14 protein-coding genes are annotated in these 18,254 nt (G+C 43.9%); 4 read left to right on the top strand and 10 right to left on the bottom strand.

Going from position 1 to position 18,254, the window contains the following annotated elements; genetic code table 11:
• Positions 1-92: 92 nt before the first annotated feature.
• Positions 93-1,088 (bottom strand): zinc transporter ZntB, encoded by a 996-nt coding sequence (locus tag ACVBJC_RS14480; RefSeq protein WP_447161561.1) that lies wholly within the window; start codon positions 1,086-1,088, stop codon positions 93-95.
• 488 nt (positions 1,089-1,576) lie between these two features.
• Between ACVBJC_RS14480 and ACVBJC_RS14475 the strand changes: the two genes are divergently transcribed.
• Entirely contained in the window at positions 1,577-1,921 is a 345-nt protein-coding gene (locus tag ACVBJC_RS14475) for a hypothetical protein (RefSeq protein WP_447161560.1), read from the top strand.
• A 453-nt stretch (positions 1,922-2,374) separates the two neighbouring features.
• Here ACVBJC_RS14475 and ACVBJC_RS14470 read toward each other — a convergent pair whose 3' ends face one another.
• Positions 2,375-2,860, bottom strand: coding sequence for a VOC family protein (locus ACVBJC_RS14470; protein WP_447161559.1), 486 nt, complete (start codon positions 2,858-2,860; stop codon positions 2,375-2,377).
• Between the two features lie 478 nt (positions 2,861-3,338).
• A complete protein-coding gene (locus tag ACVBJC_RS14465; RefSeq protein ID WP_447161558.1) occupies positions 3,339-5,060 on the bottom strand; it encodes a phospho-sugar mutase in 1,722 nt (573 codons plus the stop codon).
• A gap of 327 nt (positions 5,061-5,387) precedes the next feature.
• Between ACVBJC_RS14465 and ACVBJC_RS14460 the strand changes: the two genes are divergently transcribed.
• Positions 5,388-6,239 (top strand): pseudouridine synthase family protein, encoded by an 852-nt coding sequence (locus ACVBJC_RS14460; RefSeq protein ID WP_447161557.1) that lies wholly within the window; start codon positions 5,388-5,390, stop codon positions 6,237-6,239.
• Between the two features lie 76 nt (positions 6,240-6,315).
• Here the strand turns inward: ACVBJC_RS14460 and ACVBJC_RS14455 are convergent, their stop codons facing one another.
• Positions 6,316-7,071 carry a cytochrome b/b6 domain-containing protein gene (locus ACVBJC_RS14455; RefSeq protein ID WP_447161556.1) on the bottom strand — a complete coding sequence of 252 codons (756 nt, stop codon included), beginning with the start codon at positions 7,069-7,071 and terminating at the stop codon, positions 6,316-6,318.
• 372 nt (positions 7,072-7,443) lie between these two features.
• Positions 7,444-8,115, bottom strand: coding sequence for a glutathione S-transferase (locus ACVBJC_RS14450; RefSeq protein WP_447161555.1), 672 nt, complete (start codon positions 8,113-8,115; stop codon positions 7,444-7,446).
• Between the two features lie 110 nt (positions 8,116-8,225).
• On the opposite strand from ACVBJC_RS14450, the gene ACVBJC_RS14445 reads away from it, so the two are divergent.
• Together ACVBJC_RS14445 and ACVBJC_RS14440 are read left to right on the top strand one after the other, a co-directional pair.
• Complete coding sequence (locus tag ACVBJC_RS14445; RefSeq protein ID WP_447161554.1) at positions 8,226-10,520, top strand: U32 family peptidase; 2,295 nt, start codon at positions 8,226-8,228, stop codon at positions 10,518-10,520.
• A 230-nt stretch (positions 10,521-10,750) separates the two neighbouring features.
• Complete coding sequence (locus ACVBJC_RS14440) at positions 10,751-11,599, top strand: mechanosensitive ion channel family protein (protein WP_447161553.1); 849 nt, start codon at positions 10,751-10,753, stop codon at positions 11,597-11,599.
• 54 nt (positions 11,600-11,653) lie between these two features.
• Here ACVBJC_RS14440 and oleD read toward each other — a convergent pair whose 3' ends face one another.
• The 5 genes from oleD to ACVBJC_RS14415 form a co-directional block, all read right to left on the bottom strand.
• Positions 11,654-12,751: a 2-alkyl-3-oxoalkanoate reductase gene (gene oleD, locus ACVBJC_RS14435; RefSeq protein ID WP_447161552.1), complete on the bottom strand. Its 1,098-nt coding sequence runs from the start codon at positions 12,749-12,751 to the stop codon at positions 11,654-11,656.
• A 6-nt stretch (positions 12,752-12,757) separates the two neighbouring features.
• Complete coding sequence (gene oleC / locus ACVBJC_RS14430; protein WP_447161551.1) at positions 12,758-14,479, bottom strand: olefin beta-lactone synthetase; 1,722 nt, start codon at positions 14,477-14,479, stop codon at positions 12,758-12,760.
• 5 nt (positions 14,480-14,484) lie between these two features.
• On the bottom strand, positions 14,485-15,414 hold the full coding sequence (locus ACVBJC_RS14425; RefSeq protein ID WP_447161550.1) for an alpha/beta fold hydrolase: 930 nt from the start codon (positions 15,412-15,414) through the stop codon (positions 14,485-14,487).
• A 132-nt stretch (positions 15,415-15,546) separates the two neighbouring features.
• Complete coding sequence (locus ACVBJC_RS14420; RefSeq protein ID WP_447161549.1) at positions 15,547-16,596, bottom strand: 3-oxoacyl-ACP synthase III; 1,050 nt, start codon at positions 16,594-16,596, stop codon at positions 15,547-15,549.
• Between the two features lie 260 nt (positions 16,597-16,856).
• Positions 16,857-18,173 carry a methyltransferase gene (locus ACVBJC_RS14415; RefSeq protein WP_447161548.1) on the bottom strand — a complete coding sequence of 439 codons (1,317 nt, stop codon included), beginning with the start codon at positions 18,171-18,173 and terminating at the stop codon, positions 16,857-16,859.
• Positions 18,174-18,254 lie beyond the last annotated feature (81 nt).

Here is an 18,254-nt window from a genome sequence, read left to right as displayed (position 1 = left end):
ACAGTTAACGATTAATTCAGTCGCGATCTGGTTAGCTGGCAATATCCAACCTTGAACTTAACATGATTTCCAGGTTGGATTTATTCTTAGAATTAAAGCCACTTACGCCAGTAAAACAAGCCCAAGAGCAGCCCCATAATACCAGTGCACATCCCGACTACAATCCAAAATGCCAACTTATACTCCACACCGGGCATTCCGCCAACGTTGATGCCCATCAAACCGGTAAAAAAGCCTAAGGGTAAAAAAACCGCAGCGACAATCGTTAACACGTAACTGCGCTGATTCAAATCATCAGCAACTTTACTTGCCAATTCATCATGAGCCATACTGGCTCGCTCCTTTACCGCATCAATATCCTCAATATGACGGATCTGGCGCTCTGCAATGCTCCGAAGGTTAAGCCGATCCAACTCATTGAGCCAGCTTAACGGCTCAGAAATCAAGCGATTCAGGGCTTCTCGCTGTGGAGCAATATAACGCCGGATCCCTATACTTTGTTTGCGCACTCGTAATAGCGCACTACGGATATCTTTAGGCTCGCCTAAAAACAATTCATCCTCAACCGTCAACAAATCATCTTCGAGTAGATCGACTGTATCGGTCGTTCTCCTCACTATGCGCTCTATCCAACTAACTAACAATGCAGCGATATCCTTTGGGCCAACATGTTCTGCTAAGTCGCTAGTCAAATCTCCGGTGGATAATAAAATTCGCTTTCGAGTACTGATCAATACGCGGCCATTAGTCCATATTCTTACAGAAACCATATCCTCAGGTTCAGCTCCAGGATTAAGATTTACACCGCGTAATATAATGAGCAGATTTTCGCCACGAGTGAGCACGTGAGGTCGATTACCTTCACTTAAGAGTCCATCGACAGCAACTTCATTTAAACCACTGCAGTCTTTAATCCATTGCTGTGCTTCAGGTTCATCATAATCAAAATGCAGCCAAAGATGTTCTTGACTCGGGGTAACGTCTAAGACTTCCCGCCAAGCAATGTTGGTCGCCCCGCCCTTGCCATCCAGCTTTAATGCGTGGATCAAACCCTTTGGTTCTTTTTCAAAATCAATCATCTGCAGCATATTATTAAATTCCAAATAAAAAACTAAACTAAATATTTTGATTATCGAAAGCTTGCACCAAAATAAGTCTAGTTGCTCTGCCATAACATTTATTAGTTAAAGCATGATATATCAATCCTATCAAGTAACACCCAATATTCAATTGCTTGCGCTAACGTATTTACCCTCATGCATTGACTATCAGACCATGCTAGTAAAATCGATAGTTAACCAAATCGATAATGAGTTAAATAAATCGTTTATTAAATCAACAGTTAATTAAATCAATAGTTAGCTAAATCGAGAATGGATTAAGTCTAGAATGAACTAAGCCGAGAATTAGCCGTTCTTGCGTAGCTTGCCCATTGCATAAAAGTCATTGAAAAATGCTCAATTGACTCCCAGCTTATTACGCTTCAACCTTTTGTTAAATATGAGCAAAGATAGAAACTGTCAACGATTGCATAAATCAGACACATCAAGGATAGATAAGGGTTAAGGGAGCAAGGATGACGGATTTAAAAGGTAATTTAAAAAGTGAGCTATTAGCACTAGGCTATCGAGTCGAACAGCAAGACAGCAAGCTCAAAGTAAAACTTGGTGGATTGGCGACCCCCATCTATATCGAACATGACATAGCCAAAAATAGGTTTATCGTGAATACCCAAGATCTTAGAAACGCTGTTAGTTATGCTTCGCAGTTTTTTGTTGCACAAATCTCTTTATCGGGCTGGCAACAAGCGCTGCTATTTAGCATGACTGCCATAGGTGGTTTCACCATAGTACTGACAGAACTCAAAGCACAAGCGCTAAAACAGCAAGTCGCTTTATTTAATCAAATAAATATCCCATAAAAATGGCCTCTGCAGATCAATAATCACCATGGTTCGATCAACTGCGGTGTACCTACAGCAGTAACGGCCCAAACGCAGCCCTAAATAGCCTTCAGTGCAACTCAAATATTGCTAACAAAAAAGGCCGACACTTGGTCTCAATGCTGGTAAATTAAGCCAAAACTTGATTAATAAACAAAAAACTAAGAACCCTGCACAAACTGGGTTCTTGGCTTTAAAAGCGATAAACCACGAAGCGCTCACTTCGTTTGCTACACTGAGGACACGAAGAAAGAAAAAAGCTCGGGGTCGCTTTTCTTCGTGCTCTTTGTGCTCTTTGTGCTCTTTGTGCTCTTTGTCCCCTAGGTGGTTCATTCTTATCTTTCTAAGTCATCAAATTTTCTCAGACTAACTTCATTAACTTACCGGCATTGGACACTTGGCCTGCCCTTTTGTAATTACCAATAAAATCAGTTACTCATATTCAGAAGAGTAAGTCTCTTGGTAAGTATGGGAGTAAAGCTCAAATAGGTTACCAAATGGGTCTTCTAGATACACCATCTTAGCTTGCTTGCTATCATCTTCTGGATGATAACGCATAATATCCATTCGGACTTTGCCACCAAACTTTTCAGTACGCTCAATCACACCGTGAAAGTCATCCGTTTGCAGACAAAAATGGAAAATACCAATCCGAGAAAAATCCACCAGGTGACGCTCTTGGCGCTGTTTCATTTCAAACAGTTCAAAACCAATACCGTCTGCCGTGACTAAGTGAGCAATATTAAACCCTTTAAAACCTTCACCAAAAACAGCAACACACATTCTACCAATTGCAGTTTCACGCTCTTCTTCTACTTGCGTGTTGCCCATGACGACTTCAAGACCTAAAGCTTTAGTATAAAACTCAACCGCTTTGTCCATATTGCCTACCATGATACCGACATGATTCATTTTCATAATTATCTCCAAAGACTAATATTTAATTCATAACTTGTTTCGATGAAGTGAGTATATGGCGCATGAAGTATTAATAAAAATTATCAATAGTTATTAAATTCATAACCACCTGTTATCATTAAATCAATAACCATTAGCTATCATCAATTCATTACACGTGCAGCGACAGCAGCCTTTTTATCAGTTCCTAGATCGTAGTCATAAGTGACACTACTCCCTTACTAGAAAAGATTAGGCGATTTGATAGCGAGGACAGCCACTGATATAACGGCAGTGGTAGAGGTGAGACCTGGTTAGATAGTTAGCGAGATGTTAGCCCTAAGGGAGGTTCACTCTCCCTCAAGGCTTACTGTGAGCAGCTAACGGCTTGTGTTCAAAGTTACGTGTTCAATATTAAGTTCTAAGAGCTAAGTGCTAGATACCGTCTCACTAAGTGCTAAATATTAATTGCTAGCATCAACTCAGCAGTAAAATAAGTTTACTTAGGCAGCGCCGCCTGATGCGCCTCAATATAGCGCGTCATTTCTACCTGCGCGCGTTGCTGAGCACTCACCAAGGTGTCTTCAGCACTCATAGACTCAACAACCTCGTAATAACACTTAATTTTAGGCTCGGTACCTGAAGGCCTTACAATCACCCGCGAGCCATTTTGCAGGCGATAAATCAGCACATCGCTTGCTGGAAGCGCAATATCTTCCTCGCTCCCATCAGAAAAGAAGCGTTTACCTAGGCTAATATCATCAGTCGATATCACCTTATGGCCTGCAATCTCTAATGGAGGATGCTCTCTAAGGTAAGCGCCGATATTGGGCGTTGTTGGCTTTAACGCAATACTCACTTGAGCATTAAGGTGGAAGCCATGTTCACGGTAGATCGTTTCTAGCCGATCCCAAATGGTTTGTCCTTGGCTGGCAAGTTCTGCGGTTAACTGCGCAAACGCAACGATTGCCGACAAACCGTCTTTGTCCCACACCATAGAGCCTACGGTGTAACCGAGCGCTTCTTCGTAAGCAAACACAAAGCGGTTATCGTCAGTCTCTTCACTCATGCCCACATTGGTTAGCCACTTAAATCCTGTCAGTGTCGTTAGGCAAGTGCCATTTAGACTCTGGGCAACCTTTGATAATAAACTCGATGATACAATCGTAGTGCAAGTTAAATGGTGATTGTCACTAGCGTGAGTTAACAGATAATGGCCAAATAGCACACCGACCTGATCGCCCGTTAGCATCTGATAATCACCAGAAGCCGTTCGGACTGCGACGGCAAAACGGTCAGCATCAGGATCGTTTGCACAGGCAAGCATGGCATTGTGCTTTTTAGCCTCAGCAATCACCATATCCATCGCCCCTTTCTCTTCAGGGTTAGGAAAGTTTACCGTAGGGAAATCACCATCAGGCTCTGCCTGCTCGGCAACCGAATACACTTGCGTGAACCCTGCATCTTTTAATACATCGAGTGCCATCTCGTTACCCACACCATGCATGGCGGTATACGCCATACTGACCAATTCAGGCTGAGTATTATTTTGCAGCACTGGGGCTAAACTCACGCCCTGGCGATAAGCATAATAAAAGTCATCTTCAAGCATGATAAGCTGACCAGCAGCTTTTGCGATCTTAAAGTCGAGCAATGGAATGGCCACGGTAGCAGCCTTATCAATATAGGCAGCAATACCACTGTCATGGGGCGGAATGATCTGCGCGCCATTACCCCAATACACTTTATAACCATTGTATTGCGGCGGATTATGACTCGCCGTCACCACGATGCCAGCTGCGGTGCCAAGGTGCAGAACACCAAAGGCCACCAGCGGCGTTGCGGCTACATTGGCAGTGAGGTAGACCTTTATGCCCAGAGCAGCCAATACACTGGCTGTGTCATGGGCAAACTGCTTTGAGTCGTGACGACCGTCATAACCAATAACCACGCCGCGAGTCGCAACATCGCTAATTTGCGCTTTAAGGTATGCGCCAAGTCCTGCTGAAGTTTGCTGCACCACCAAGCGATTCATTCGAGTCGGACCAGCGCCAACCACGCCACGCAATCCCGCAGTACCAAAGGCGAGTCGACCAGCAAAGCGCGCCTCAAGTTCTGCGCTATCATCTGAGTCCAGCAAAGCTTGCAGCTCTTGTCGCATCAATGGGTCTGGGTCACTGGCCATCCAATGTTTTACTCTTAATGATAATTGCGTATCCATCACTCACTCCATTTGCTATTTACACTGGCAAGGGGATCAAACAAGGCAAGCTATTTGATTTCCATTGCATCAATTTACGTTAATTAAACACTAAGCCTAGCAGCTCACTTGAACAAGACAATTTGCATTAAGTTTTCATCACAAATAGCCAAAGGCTTAAGATCCTCTTGAGTCATTAACCACCCTCTCTTTTTGTCTAATCAAGCTCGCTTGCCCACCGCGATATTAAGTTTTAAGCAGCATAAACCAATCAGTATAAGAAAGTGATTCGATAATCGTGTAAAATTACCAGCTTGCTAAATAACACCCTGTTGCGAACTGTTAATCATGAGCCCGTTAAAAATAGAAACCCATATCAAAGTCCAGTCCAGTGAAATTGATGCTGCTACCCTGCTCGCAGAAGATACGGGCTTATCCAAGCAAATTATTAAGCAAGCAATGCAAAAAGGCGCGGTTTGGCATAGTCATGGTAAGCAAACCAATCGCCTTCGCCGCGCGAAAAAAGCATTAAAGGTCGGTGATCAAATCCACCTCTATTACAACCAAGCAGTGTTAGATGAAAAGGTCAATGATGCAGAGTTGCTGTTCGATGAGGGGCAATACAGTATTTGGTATAAGCCTTTTGGCATGCGCTGCCAAGGTTCTAAATGGAGCGACCACACCACCATTAATCGCTTTGCTGAAACTCACCTTGAACCTGCCAGAAGCGCTTACATCATCCATCGATTGGATCTCGCCGCCACCGGATTGATAGTCTTAGGCCATAGCAAAAAAGTCACCGCTGCGATTGCTAATCTATTTGAGACCCGTGCACTGGATAAATTTTATCAAGTGATTGTTGAGGGCAAGTTCCCCGATGGCAAGGTCACAATCGACACCGATGTTGATAATAAGTCAGCGCTGTCACACGCTCATCGTCTTGAATACAACAGCGAGCTTAATCAGTCGAAAGTACAGGTAAAGATTGAGTCTGGACGTAAGCACCAAATTCGCATCCATATGGCAAGTATTGGTCACCCAGTGGTCGGTGATCGGCAACACGGCAATGGCAGCGAACTCACACCTAACCTACAGCTCACCTCTTGCCATTTAAGCTTTATCTGCCCAATGAGTGCTGAGCACAAAGTATTTGAACTGCCGCAAAGCTATCGCCCTGAGTTTCAATCGCAGCGAAAATAGCAAGTTGTAGACCGAGCATAAAAAAGCCCGCTATATGCGGGCTTCTTATTAAATGTTAGCTCATAAACTATCTAGCTTACTCGTCAACAGGTTTGTCTTTAAGGTACTTTTTACCAGAGAACATCGCTGAGACAATTCCTGGTTGATGGCGTAACTCTGCGATGACGACACCGACGATATGAATAAATATCAATAGCATGAGTAAATATGAACCATAAAGGTGCACCTTACCTATAATACTTTTATAGGGCTTTAACTGTGCCACTTTTTCTTGATTAACCCCAGAGTCATCATAGGGTTTGAGCGAGGCTGGTGCGACACCATCTTGTGCTAAATACTCAGCAACCGTCCCACCTAATGGCGGGTAATACACATCTGTCCCCGCGCGGAATAATCCTGTCGCCATAATCACAATTAACAACACAAATATTGCTGCAACAGCTAATTTACCCAACGGGTTATGACCCAGATATTGTGGATTTCCTCCCGCTTTTAACGCATTTCGATAGTCTCGGCTCTGCTTAAGGCTAGGCAGCATATGGGCGAACTTTGTATAGCGACTGCCAATAACACCAAATAGCAACCGAATCGTTAGATTGACCGCAAATAGGTAACCAATAATGATATGCAACTCTTTGAGTTTTATTTTTGCAGCTAGACCCGTAATCCCAAGTTCTGACTTAAATAACATAATCAAGCCAACAAACATTAAGCTGGTTACCAAAATAAGGTTAATCCAATGGAAAATCCTAACCGACTTGTCCCAAACGACATATTTAACCCACTTGCTCTGTTCGCTGTTCTCTTTGCCCGTCATAAATTCATCACTCATTATTTCAGTTCTATATTGCGTAAAGGAATACTGCTAAAAGGTTTACCCATCTAACCTGTGCTAACCTGTGTTAAACATCGCGCGTACATATTTGAGCGGTGCCATAAGTGCAATCACATCACAAAACTTTTGTTAATTGATGGCAAACGCGAGAAGCCGAGCGTAAGTGTAAGCGTAAGGTCTGAATATACCTCAGCCCTAATACTGACTTTGAGACTCACTTAAGAGCTCACTTTGATGGCTACATTAATGGCTTCATTAATGGCTTCATTAATGTTAGGCACTCATTATAACTCAACAGATTTAAGTTTCAGTTAATAAGCAACAACAGGCTCTTAAACATTTACTTTGGATCTAATGCGTTGAATCGTATTACAAATCATTAGCGCTAAACACTATCCCTTCACCTGTTTCTAGCCATAAGGGATGCTGAGTCATTACTTTGCTAAACATTCGACTTTGTAAATAACTATTAAGCCAATCCCTCAAGTTGGGATAAGGTGATTGCCGATACCATTGCCGCTCGACCCGAGCAAACTGACGTATAAAAGGTAACAAGGCTAAATCAACCAAACTGGGGCTATCTGAGATTAAATATTTGTGTTGGGTTAATCGTTGTTCAAGCCCCTTTAAATAGGTTTCACAGGCCTCTCTATCTTCAATAAGAGAGGCTTCATGGTAGCGTTTTGAGCAACGATACTTTTCCAAGCAAACTTTAAACTCTGTATCAAAAACCGTGATAAGCGCGAGCATCTCATCTAATGCTTGTGGATCTGCGTTATCGAGATGGTCATCTGGATCACTTAAGGTTAATGCCCACAGCATCACCTCTAGGCTCTGTTCGATAACCTTACCATCTGCTTGTACCAAAACCGGCACCGTGCCTTTAGGTGATGCTTGAAGAAGTTCAAGCGGCTTATTACTTAAGACGAGATCCCGTAATTCAACCTGCTGCCTCGAGGCATAGATAGCCAATCTTGCACGCATTGCGTATGGGCAATTTCTTAACGAGTAGAGTACGGGTAATTGTATGCTTTTATCCATTGTGACTTGCAGAGCTCCATTAGCAAATGCGAATAATTTACTTTAACGATATTCATTCGCAAAATATACGGGTAACATCCCCTCTAAATTTATGACAACAAGTGGTAACCATGGATCCGAAAATTGAATTATTAGCACCGGGCGGTGATGTCGATGCGATAAAAGCGGCCATTATTGCAGGAGCCGATGCAGTCTACTGTGGCTTAGATACGTTTAATGCCCGTAACCGCGCCGCTAATATTTCCTTTGAAGAACTGGTTGGCATTATTCGACTTGCACACCAATACCAATGTGAAATATTTCTCACGTTAAATATTGTTATCTTAGAGCAAGAGTTTAAGTCTCTCGCTAAGCTATTAAGTCGTCTGGTTAATACCACCTTAGATGGCGTTATCGTACAAGATATCGGTATGTTCCATCTGCTTACCAAGCATTTCCCGAGCTTAGCAATCCATGCATCCACGCAGTTAACCACCCATAATGCTGGCCAACTGCCTTTTCTTAAAAAGCTTGGTGCATCACGGGTAAACTTATCAAGAGAACTTAACTTACGTGAGATCACGGCGCTCACTGCAACCGGTCGTGAGCACGACATTACCACTGAGGTGTTTGTACACGGTTCTTTATGTATTGCTTTTTCAGGGCTATGTTATTCCACGTCTGCAAGTGTCGGTAACTCAGGCAATCGCGGTCGATGCAGTCAAGCATGCCGTGAAGAATATCAAACCACGCCATCGGGCAATAATTTCCCGCTAAACATAAAAGATAACTCGGCCTTTTTCGATCTCCCCGCCTTAATCGAAGCCGGAGTGCATTCATTTAAAGTTGAAGGACGCATCAAAGGCGCGAGTTATGTTCATACCGTCATTGACAGCTTTCGTAAGCAAATTGACGGCTACTTAGCCACAGGTGAGCTACTCGAAGATGGCGAACGCCTTTATAAAGTATTTAATCGAGATTTGACTAACGCCTTCTTAAAAGGCGATTTAAATCAATCGATGTTTATCGATAATCCTCGTGATCACTCGAAAAACCATCTAAAAGACAAGTTAACTAACAATGGCAGTCAATCCATCTCGGTGGTGCAGATCCACGATGCTGAGCAAGCACTGCAAGTAGAGAAAAGCCAGATCCAGGCAAGCGTGACCGATAAGATAAAGCACTTAAGCATTGAGAAGCTACCGCTAACGCTCGCCTTTGCAGGCAAGCTCGGTAGCCCCCTATCAATTAGGGTTAGCACCAAAGACTTTGTTGTGGGACAACCCCAGCTTGAGGCAAAACATTTTGTGGTGCAATCACGTAGCTTACTGGTTAACAGTGACGATGCGTGTATCGATAGCAGCGCCATTGAGAAACGTTTTAAAAGTTTAAACAATGCCGAATTTAATCTGCAACTACTCAATATCGACGACTTAGCGACAGGGTTAAGTATCCCGTTTAAAGAACTGAGCGTGCTTAAAAAACAGATACAATTTCAACTCAACCATGAAACGCCAGTATTGCCCACAGTTGAACTGCCTAAACTGGTTAATCATCCAAAGCCAATACCTAGCCAACAAGCAAAACTGTCGATATTAATCTGTGATGAGGCCGATACTGCGCTACTTGATGCCACCGACGCAGACATTTACTTTAAGCTTCCTGATGCTTACAAGCGGGGTTGCACTCAATATGTTGATTTCTTAAAAGCTAACCCACGACTCATCCCTTGGTTCCCATCGGTACTAATTGGTAAAGACTTTGATGTGGCTATCAACCTATTAGAGCAAGTCAAACCGGCACTGATTGTGACCAATAATACCGGTATTGCCTACCGAGCATACGAGCTAGGTATTAAGTGGATTGCAGGGCCGTTTTTAAACACGACGAACTCCTATGCGTTACTTGCATTACAGGAGCAGTTTGATTGTAGTGGTGCCTTTGTCTCAAATGAGATAAACCTGCAGCAGATAAAACACATTGCTCGTCCTGCCAATTTTAAAATGTTCTACAGCATTTACCACCCTATTCTATTGATGGCCAGTAGGCAGTGTTTTTTCCAACAGAGTGTTGGTTGTGAAAAGCCCCGTATCGATAATGGCTGTATGTTGTCATGCGATAAATCGACAAGCATTACCAATCTTAAAGGTGATAATTTTGCGATTGATAAGCAAAAAGCGGGCTATCCAAGTATTTACAATCAAGATCAGTTTTTAAATACTGAGATTATTAATGATCTTGCTCATCTATTCGATGGCTTTATGATTGATCTGACCAATATCGGTTTAGGTGATAAAACCGCCCCCGATAAAGTGGCGCTCATCGAGCAATTTGAGCAGCTATTGCAGGGCGAATCTCAGGTCGTCGACACGCTTAATCGTATGGTGCCGCAATCAACAGTGAGCCAGTATCACAACGGTTTATAATAACCAAAACGTCAATCCCTTCGCATGAGGGGTATTGGCGGCGTTATCATTTAAGTGATAGAAAGCATTCGTGTGATCTTAAGCTATAAAAACCGCTTGTTTAAGTCAGGCTATCGCCATAACACGATAATTTTGCTTATAATGTTTTAGATTGGTATTAATAAATCACTGCCTTACAGTGATGGCTCAGCGAACGTTATTACTTTAATTAAAATTCAAAAGAGGGCTTTGTGGAGAATCTAACACTAGTGGTCGATTTTTTATTAAACCATAAACTGTTACTTACAGTCCTAGTCATCGTCTTAATTTCACTTGTTAAGCGCTTAATCATTTCCCAAATTCGTGGTGATGTGGCGTTTCTCACTGAAATTCAGCGCAAGTGGATGTCTCGTACTAAAAACGGCACTTTTATCTTAATTCTTGTGATTCTGTTTATGCTATGGCAGACAGAAATCAGCAAATTTGCCCTGTCGGTGACCGCGATTGCGATTGCGTTTGTTGTGGCATCCAAAGAAATTATTTTGTGTTTTACTGGTTCGATTCAAAGAGCGAGTTCGCGCTCGTTTGTGATTGGCGACTGGATTGAAGTAGGCAAAATATGTGGCGAAGTGATTGAGCACAACTTAATGGCAACGGTTATTCAAGAAATTGATCTATACCACGGCCAGTATCACTTCACCGGTAAAACAGCCACCTTGCCTAATAGTATGTTCTTTAGCTATGCGGTGAAAAACCTCAACTTTATGAAGCGTTATGTCTACCATGACTTTAGTATTACTGTGGTGGAATTTTATAACTTGTACCCACTGTTCCCAGAACTCCATGAGAAAATTGAAGCACATTGCGAAGACTTTTATGAAGTGGCTAAGCGTTATAATGGCATTATTGAAAAACACGCAGGTGTCGACCTACCAGGGCCTGAGCCACATATTCATATCAATAGTGGCGTAAATGGCGAACAAAATGTTCATATCATGATTTTCTGCCCGACAGAGCAGGCTGTTCATTTAGAGCAGTTAATCAGAGAAGATTTTATGATTGCCTACCATGAGGCATTTGGTAAAGAAGAGATTATTTAGAACTTAGATAAATTGAATCTTTGCGTCTGTAATGACGCAAAGCTCTGATCTTGTTTATTGTAAAGAGGTCTTAAGTCGCTTCATCCCTTCATCAATACTCACTAAGGCGCTATAACCGAGATCATTTTTGGCTGCGCTGATATCAAAATAATGGCTGGTCGAAAGCTGCCTTGCGACAAAACGCGTCATGATTGGCTCTTGCTGCTTACCTAATAAACCATAAACAGCCTCAAGCACACACCCTGCCATATAAGCCACATGACTCGGTACTCGCTTTGTCACTGGTGCAAACCCTTGGCAGGCGAGGATTTTGTTTAGCATCTCCGCCATAGTAATCGGCTCATCGTTACTCAAATAATAGGCTTTACCAGCACAAGCGGCACGACTCGCATCTTCACTGCAAAGTTTAACCGCGGCCAAGATATGAGCATAAGCTGCATTGCCCACATAGATGGTATCGACTAGCTTGTCTTGCTTGCCCACCAGCTTCAATTTACCTGCTACTGCACGTTCAAGCACCCGTGGTACGAGATGTGGATCGTTTGGCCCCCAAATAAGATGTGGCCTTAGCGCTGTGGTGCCTAAGTGTTTGCCATTACCCAGTATGCAACCGTTAGCGTTAAGCATCATCTGCTCGGCTATCGCCTTAGACTCGCCATAATAATTCAAAAAATGTTCAGCATAGGGCGCGGATTCATCATTGCCTGCTTCATCTTCCCCAGCAAAGGTGACACTTGGCGTGCTGGTGTAAACCAAACGCTCAATATGACGCTTTTTACAGGCATCAATAATGTGGCGAGCACCGTCGACATTGGGTGAAAAATAGCTTTGTTTACTGCCCCAGACTCCCGCTTTGGATGCGACATGAAACACTAAATCACAGCCTTGCATAGCCGATAACACTGCCTGCTCGTCAGCGATATCACCTTGGATCATATCGATGCCCATTGCATCTAATGCTGGATATGCTCCGCGGGCAAACCCTGTGACTTTAATACCCGCAGCGAGTAGACGCTCACAAATGGCTTTACCTAAGAAGCCTCCCGCTCCAGTAACAAAGGCGCGATTAACCTTGTGCTTAAGCGCCGTTAACGCGGCCTGCTCTTGAGGGGGAAAATCATTCAGACTAAGCGTATCGATAACAACTGACAAAATAGATTATTCCTTGATCTGCTTTTGTGCCCAAACAGCTAATTTCTCACGGAAAATTTTAGCGTTATGACGAATATCAACAGGAAAATCGGGGTGAATTAAGAAGCGCTCAATACCTCGAGTCTGCGCATGTTGCTCGGCAATCGCTCTAAGCTCACTATAAAGCACACCAGAGAGTGAGCAGGCTACAGACTGTTTTAGCTCTATGCACACAAGTGGCGTTACCTTGCCAGCAATGTTAACGCCCACTAACGCACTGCGTTTTACGTCGCTATGAGTATTAAAGATGCGTTCGCAGGGAATAGAGTAATAACGTTTAGTCTGGTTATTGGTTGCTGGTAAAGCATCTGCATCGACTCTATGCGCCTTTCGGCCACACATCCACAATAAACCATCACTATCTAAATAACCCAAATCTCCCATACGGTGGCGAATACTGTCACCATCTTGAATTTTTGCCAGCAAGGTTGCACTGTCGCGCTGATAATAACTGCGACTCACCATGGGGCCTTTAACAACGATTTCGCCAATTGCATCAACAGATAAGGCTAAGCTGTTATGCCAGCGCGCTATCGGCTTCTCATCGATAGCTATGATGGCAATTTCAACCCCATCAATCGCTTTACCCACACAAATTCCGCCGCCGTTATCGGTTACCAAAGTTGTGTCAAACAAGGCTTGGCTTCCTATTTTGCTAATAGGTAAAGACTCGGTTGCGCCATAGGAGTTAAGCACTTCAACATCTTGATTAAGCATCAAGCTAAAGCGTTTAATCGATGAAATTGTTGCTGGCGCTCCCGCTGAAATAACACGCTCAATGCTGCTAAGTTTATGCGCTGTGGCCGCTCCCGCTTGCCCCAATCGCTCTATTAGAGCTGGGTTTACAAACATATTGCTGCATTGATACTTATCTATAGCTGCAAAGATAAATTCAGGATTGGCGGTAATCGGCTTACTGGCATCCATATCAGGCACAATTGATGCCATGCCTAATGCGGGGCCAAATAATGAAAATAGCGGGAAGGTGGCTAAGTCTCGCTCACCGGGCTTGATCCCATAATCATTTTTAAGCGCTGTAATTTGCGCCTCAAACATCTTATGAGAATAAATTACGCCCTTAGGCGTCCCCGTGCTACCGCTAGTAAATAAAATCGCCGCCATGGCATCTTGATCTAGCCATTGCATCTCAAACGGCTGAGAAGGCGCTGATTGATTGGCTTTCAATAAGCTATCTAAATGAGCAGCCCCTGTTAATGCCCGCACTATCGAGCTACCGCCGACATTGATCAGGTGTTTAACGGTCGATTTTCCCCAACCAAATAGGCGTCTAGCGATATGGGCCTTAGGGATCCCGATAAAAATATCAGGCTTAGCCTCTTCAAAACACTGCTTAAGGTTATTAATCCCCATACCCGGGTCGACTAGAATTGGAATTATTCCGGCCTTAAACAGGGCAAAGGTTAAGCAGAAAAAATCGATACTCGGCGTCACCATCAACACCGCCTTCATACCTGGCGCTAAACCATGACTGAGGAGCGCGCTGGCTATCTCATCACTTTTAGCATTAAGGGTTTGAAAGTCCATCTCTTGATAACGCAGCCCACTGACGGCTCTGCCGTTAGACTGCTGCACTGCAACTGCGAGAGAGTCAGGAAGTGTCTGTGCGGCACTAACTAAATGACGGCACAAATTTGCGCCGTCATTGTTTTGATTAACCAGTGTTGCCATCGGCTTTACGCTACCGACTCAGTGTTAGATACTGGGTCTGGGTTAGCTTGCGTATTCACTTCGGTTTCAGCCATAAAGTCTTTAATGTGGCCAATGACTTCATCGCTCGCGTCTTCAAGAATATAGTGACCACAATCGCTAAACTCATGCACCTTGGCATGAGGCATTCTTTGCTTCCACTCGGTTAAGAAGTGCTTATCGAACACAAAATCTTGCAAGCCCCAACAGATCACGGTGGGAACATCTTTGAATTTAGACAAGCTAGCAGCAATATCTGACACTAACTCATAATTGCGATCGCCAGGTTTTAGTGGAATGTCCTGCACAAAGCGCAGTGTCGAAATTCGGTTCGCCCAAGAGTTAAAGGGAGCAACGTACGCTTCGCGAATATCTTTATGCATAGGCTTACGCTTAACACCAACGTAAGATGCAGCCGACGAAAACGCATTAAAACCACGCACTAAAAACGTGCCTAGCAAAGTATTGCGGCAAATCGATAGCGCCCACGGGAATGGCTTACTCGCTGGAAGATGAAATGCGCCAGTATTAAGGATAACTAAACGTTTGATACGTTCAGGGTAACGCGCCGCGTATCCCATGCCTATCATTCCGCCCCAGTCATGTACCACCAGCGTAATGTTTTCTTTCACATCTAAGTGTTCGAGTAAGGCTTCTAAATCATCGATACGGTTTTTAAGGGTGTAGTCGTAACCACTGTCGTCAGGCTTATCAGACAAACCACAGCCGATATGATCAGGCACAATGCACTGATGCTTATCACTTAATGCACTGATAAGGTTGCGATAATAAAAAGACCAGCTCGGGTTACCGTGTACCATCACCACAGGCTCACCTTGGCCTTCATTGACGTACTGAAGCTTGTTGCCGTTTCTATCTAAGTAGTTACGTTTAAAAGGGTGCAGAGTGTCTAGCATGACGTTTCCTATCTTTGTGTTACTTGTCGAACGCTTTATTAGCTAAAGGGGGCTAGCCTGTATATGGACAAGCTTCCTATTAACGTAAGTGTGTTAACTCTTACTCGTTAGCGCTTACCCATATATAGTGACTTACCACTTAAGACCTAACATCATGCAGTTCAAACCACTGCCTATTCCTAAAAAGCTGACCTGATCGCCGCTTTTCAAAAAGCCTTGGTCATGTGCCATTGCTGCCGTAACGGGCAATGAAACCGTGCCCATATTGCCAAGCAACTTATAGGTTGGAAATTCTTTCTCTTCAGGGATATTCAATGCACTCAGTACATTACGACGATTCGACGCGCCAACCTGATGACAAATTACTTTATCGACCTGCTCAACTAACCAGTTACGCTGCTCAAGAAAGTGACTCCACGTATGACGTGCAAGCTCCACACCTTCTTTAAGCAGGGCGACACCGTTGGTGCGCATATATTCGCGATACAGTTGTGGGCCCGCTTCTTCAAGCCCCCACTGACATAAATCATAATGCTGCGGCGCCGACAAGTGACTCGCACCCAATAATTGGTGCTGGCGATTGCCTTTAAGATTTAAGCTGCCATCGGTCAACAACACCGCTACCGCACCAGAACCACCCGTTAAGGTTGCCAAAGACTGCGCGTAGTTTTGCATGGTTGGCTCTGCCAGCATCTTATCTATGGTGATATCAACGATATGACGCGCCGACTCACACGAGACCACTAGGCCAGCTTTAATTTGACCAAGCTCAATACGGTTCGCAATATCTAAAATACCCGATAGCACACCTAAGCATGCATTACTGATATCGTAAATCGCGGTATCTTTAGACACGCCAAGCTCTGCCGCAATACGACAAGCTGTTGCAGGTTCGTGTTGATCGCGGCAAACACCGGTGTAAACCACTGCGCCCAAATCACTGATCTGCACACCGGTTTCATCAATGGTTTTATGTGCCGCGGCTAAAGCACCATCAGATAAACGGTGCCCTTTTGGCCACCAGCGTCTTTCATGGATCCCTGTCAATGTAGCAATCTGCCCCATTGGAATACGAAACTTTTGATATAAAGGCGCTAAACGAGATTCTAGCTCCGAAGTCGATACAACTTCAGGCGCTAACTCGTAGGCCATACTATTAATAAAAACGCGGGAATATTTCATGAAACTGCTTATCGTCACTCACAAGATAGGCGAATTTACAGCCCATCTAGATAGTTATTTATTATTAACCAGCCATTTGAGCAAGAAAAAGCTGATGATTCAATAAAAAACCTCATTACTGAGCAGTTTTAATCCAACCTATCATAGACTTTACTTACTAAAGAGCCTCTCTTTTCGCGCGGATTCAATCACAGCTAACTTAATTACAACTTAATAAACAGTTTGTTACGATAAGATTAAATTGAGCTAGCCTGAAAAATCTATTTAAATGCGTGAATTAGCGCATTTCGCGGCGTAATACTGTTTGAACAAAATTCACTCAAGGTTACTCGGTAGCCCTGCTCTTCAAGAAAGCATACTCTGTCAAGTAACAGCCATTGTTCGACGAGCGCCCTAAATAGATGCGCCACAAGATCGATGCGTCGAGTTAAGCGCTGACGCAGTTCTCCAATCACCAAATACTCTTGCCAATCGATATCAGCAGGTAAAGCTAACCCTTTCGCGTCAGCCGCCCAACGACAAAACACCGCAAAATCATCATTTAACTGACTCTGCTTGATTGCGGGAACAGGTAAATACTCGTCAAGACCGCGCACCTTGCGCTGCAACGCATCAAAACCGAGTCGCCAAGCCATCTCCTGCAACCGGTAACCCTTATGCTTGTCGTTAGCAATAACGCTTTGCTGTAAGGGCAACTGCAAGTCTGCACGGCTTAGTTTAAGCTCACTCGCCTTAGCCACTGTCGAAAGCGCTTGATACTGCTTGGCTTGAATAAGGTGATAACAACAAGGTGAAATCACCAACTGCTTGGTACCAGCATCACTGGCATGCTGCAGTAGTTTAACATGCAAGTCGCCGCAAGCGTGTAGCGCTACGGCAAGTTGCTCAGTATGTAACTGCTCACTTTGGCCAGCAAAGGCATCTGCACAGATAAAAGTTTGTGGTAGTTGCCATTTTATTGCAAATTGCTCACCGGCTTCACACAGGCTTGGCTGCCATTCAAGACTGACCACTTGTCTTTGGTGGGCTTTTGCAATGAGCCTACCTAAGTGACCTTTTCCTGCGCACCACTCAAGCACTGGCGTATCATCAAACGGAAGTGTGGCAACAAATGCATTAATCTGTTGCCACTTACGGCCTTTAATATGGGCACTAAAATGGGGCTCATCTTCTGCTGTTAACAGTGCTGTTGATGCTAATTTTTTTGTTGAGCTTGTTGTTGATTTTGTCGCAACTCTGGAGCCAATATCAGCACCTATGGCTGATTGCAGCAATAACTCAAGCTGCCATGTTAAACCTTGAGCAAGCAAATCCTCTGACAAGGCTCCTAACAAGGCTTCATTCAATCTATTTTGACAAGCATCAATGGCATCAAGTGAGTCGTCAGTGAGTTGCCAAACCGCTTTAGCTAGTCTTGGAAAGCTTTCGCTCCAAGGCAGCTCGTTGCACTCAAAAGAGCGGCTACGCCATAGCGACTGACTCTGCGTTAACAGCGCGTCTATCTGCTTAAGTTTTTGCGCTGCGCTTAATGCAGCTTGCTTACACAAAGGTAGAGATTGAGTTGAAGTGACAGTCATCTTTTTAGCTAATTTAATGTTGCAACACACAGCGGTTTAGCGCTGCAATAAAAACGAGCACCCTATGAAGAGTGCTCGCCA

The sequence above is a fragment of the Shewanella sp. 0m-6 genome, from assembly GCF_052977325.1.
The sequence above is the reverse complement of the archived record's forward strand: the minus strand, read 5'-3'. Positions and strand labels throughout refer to the sequence as shown.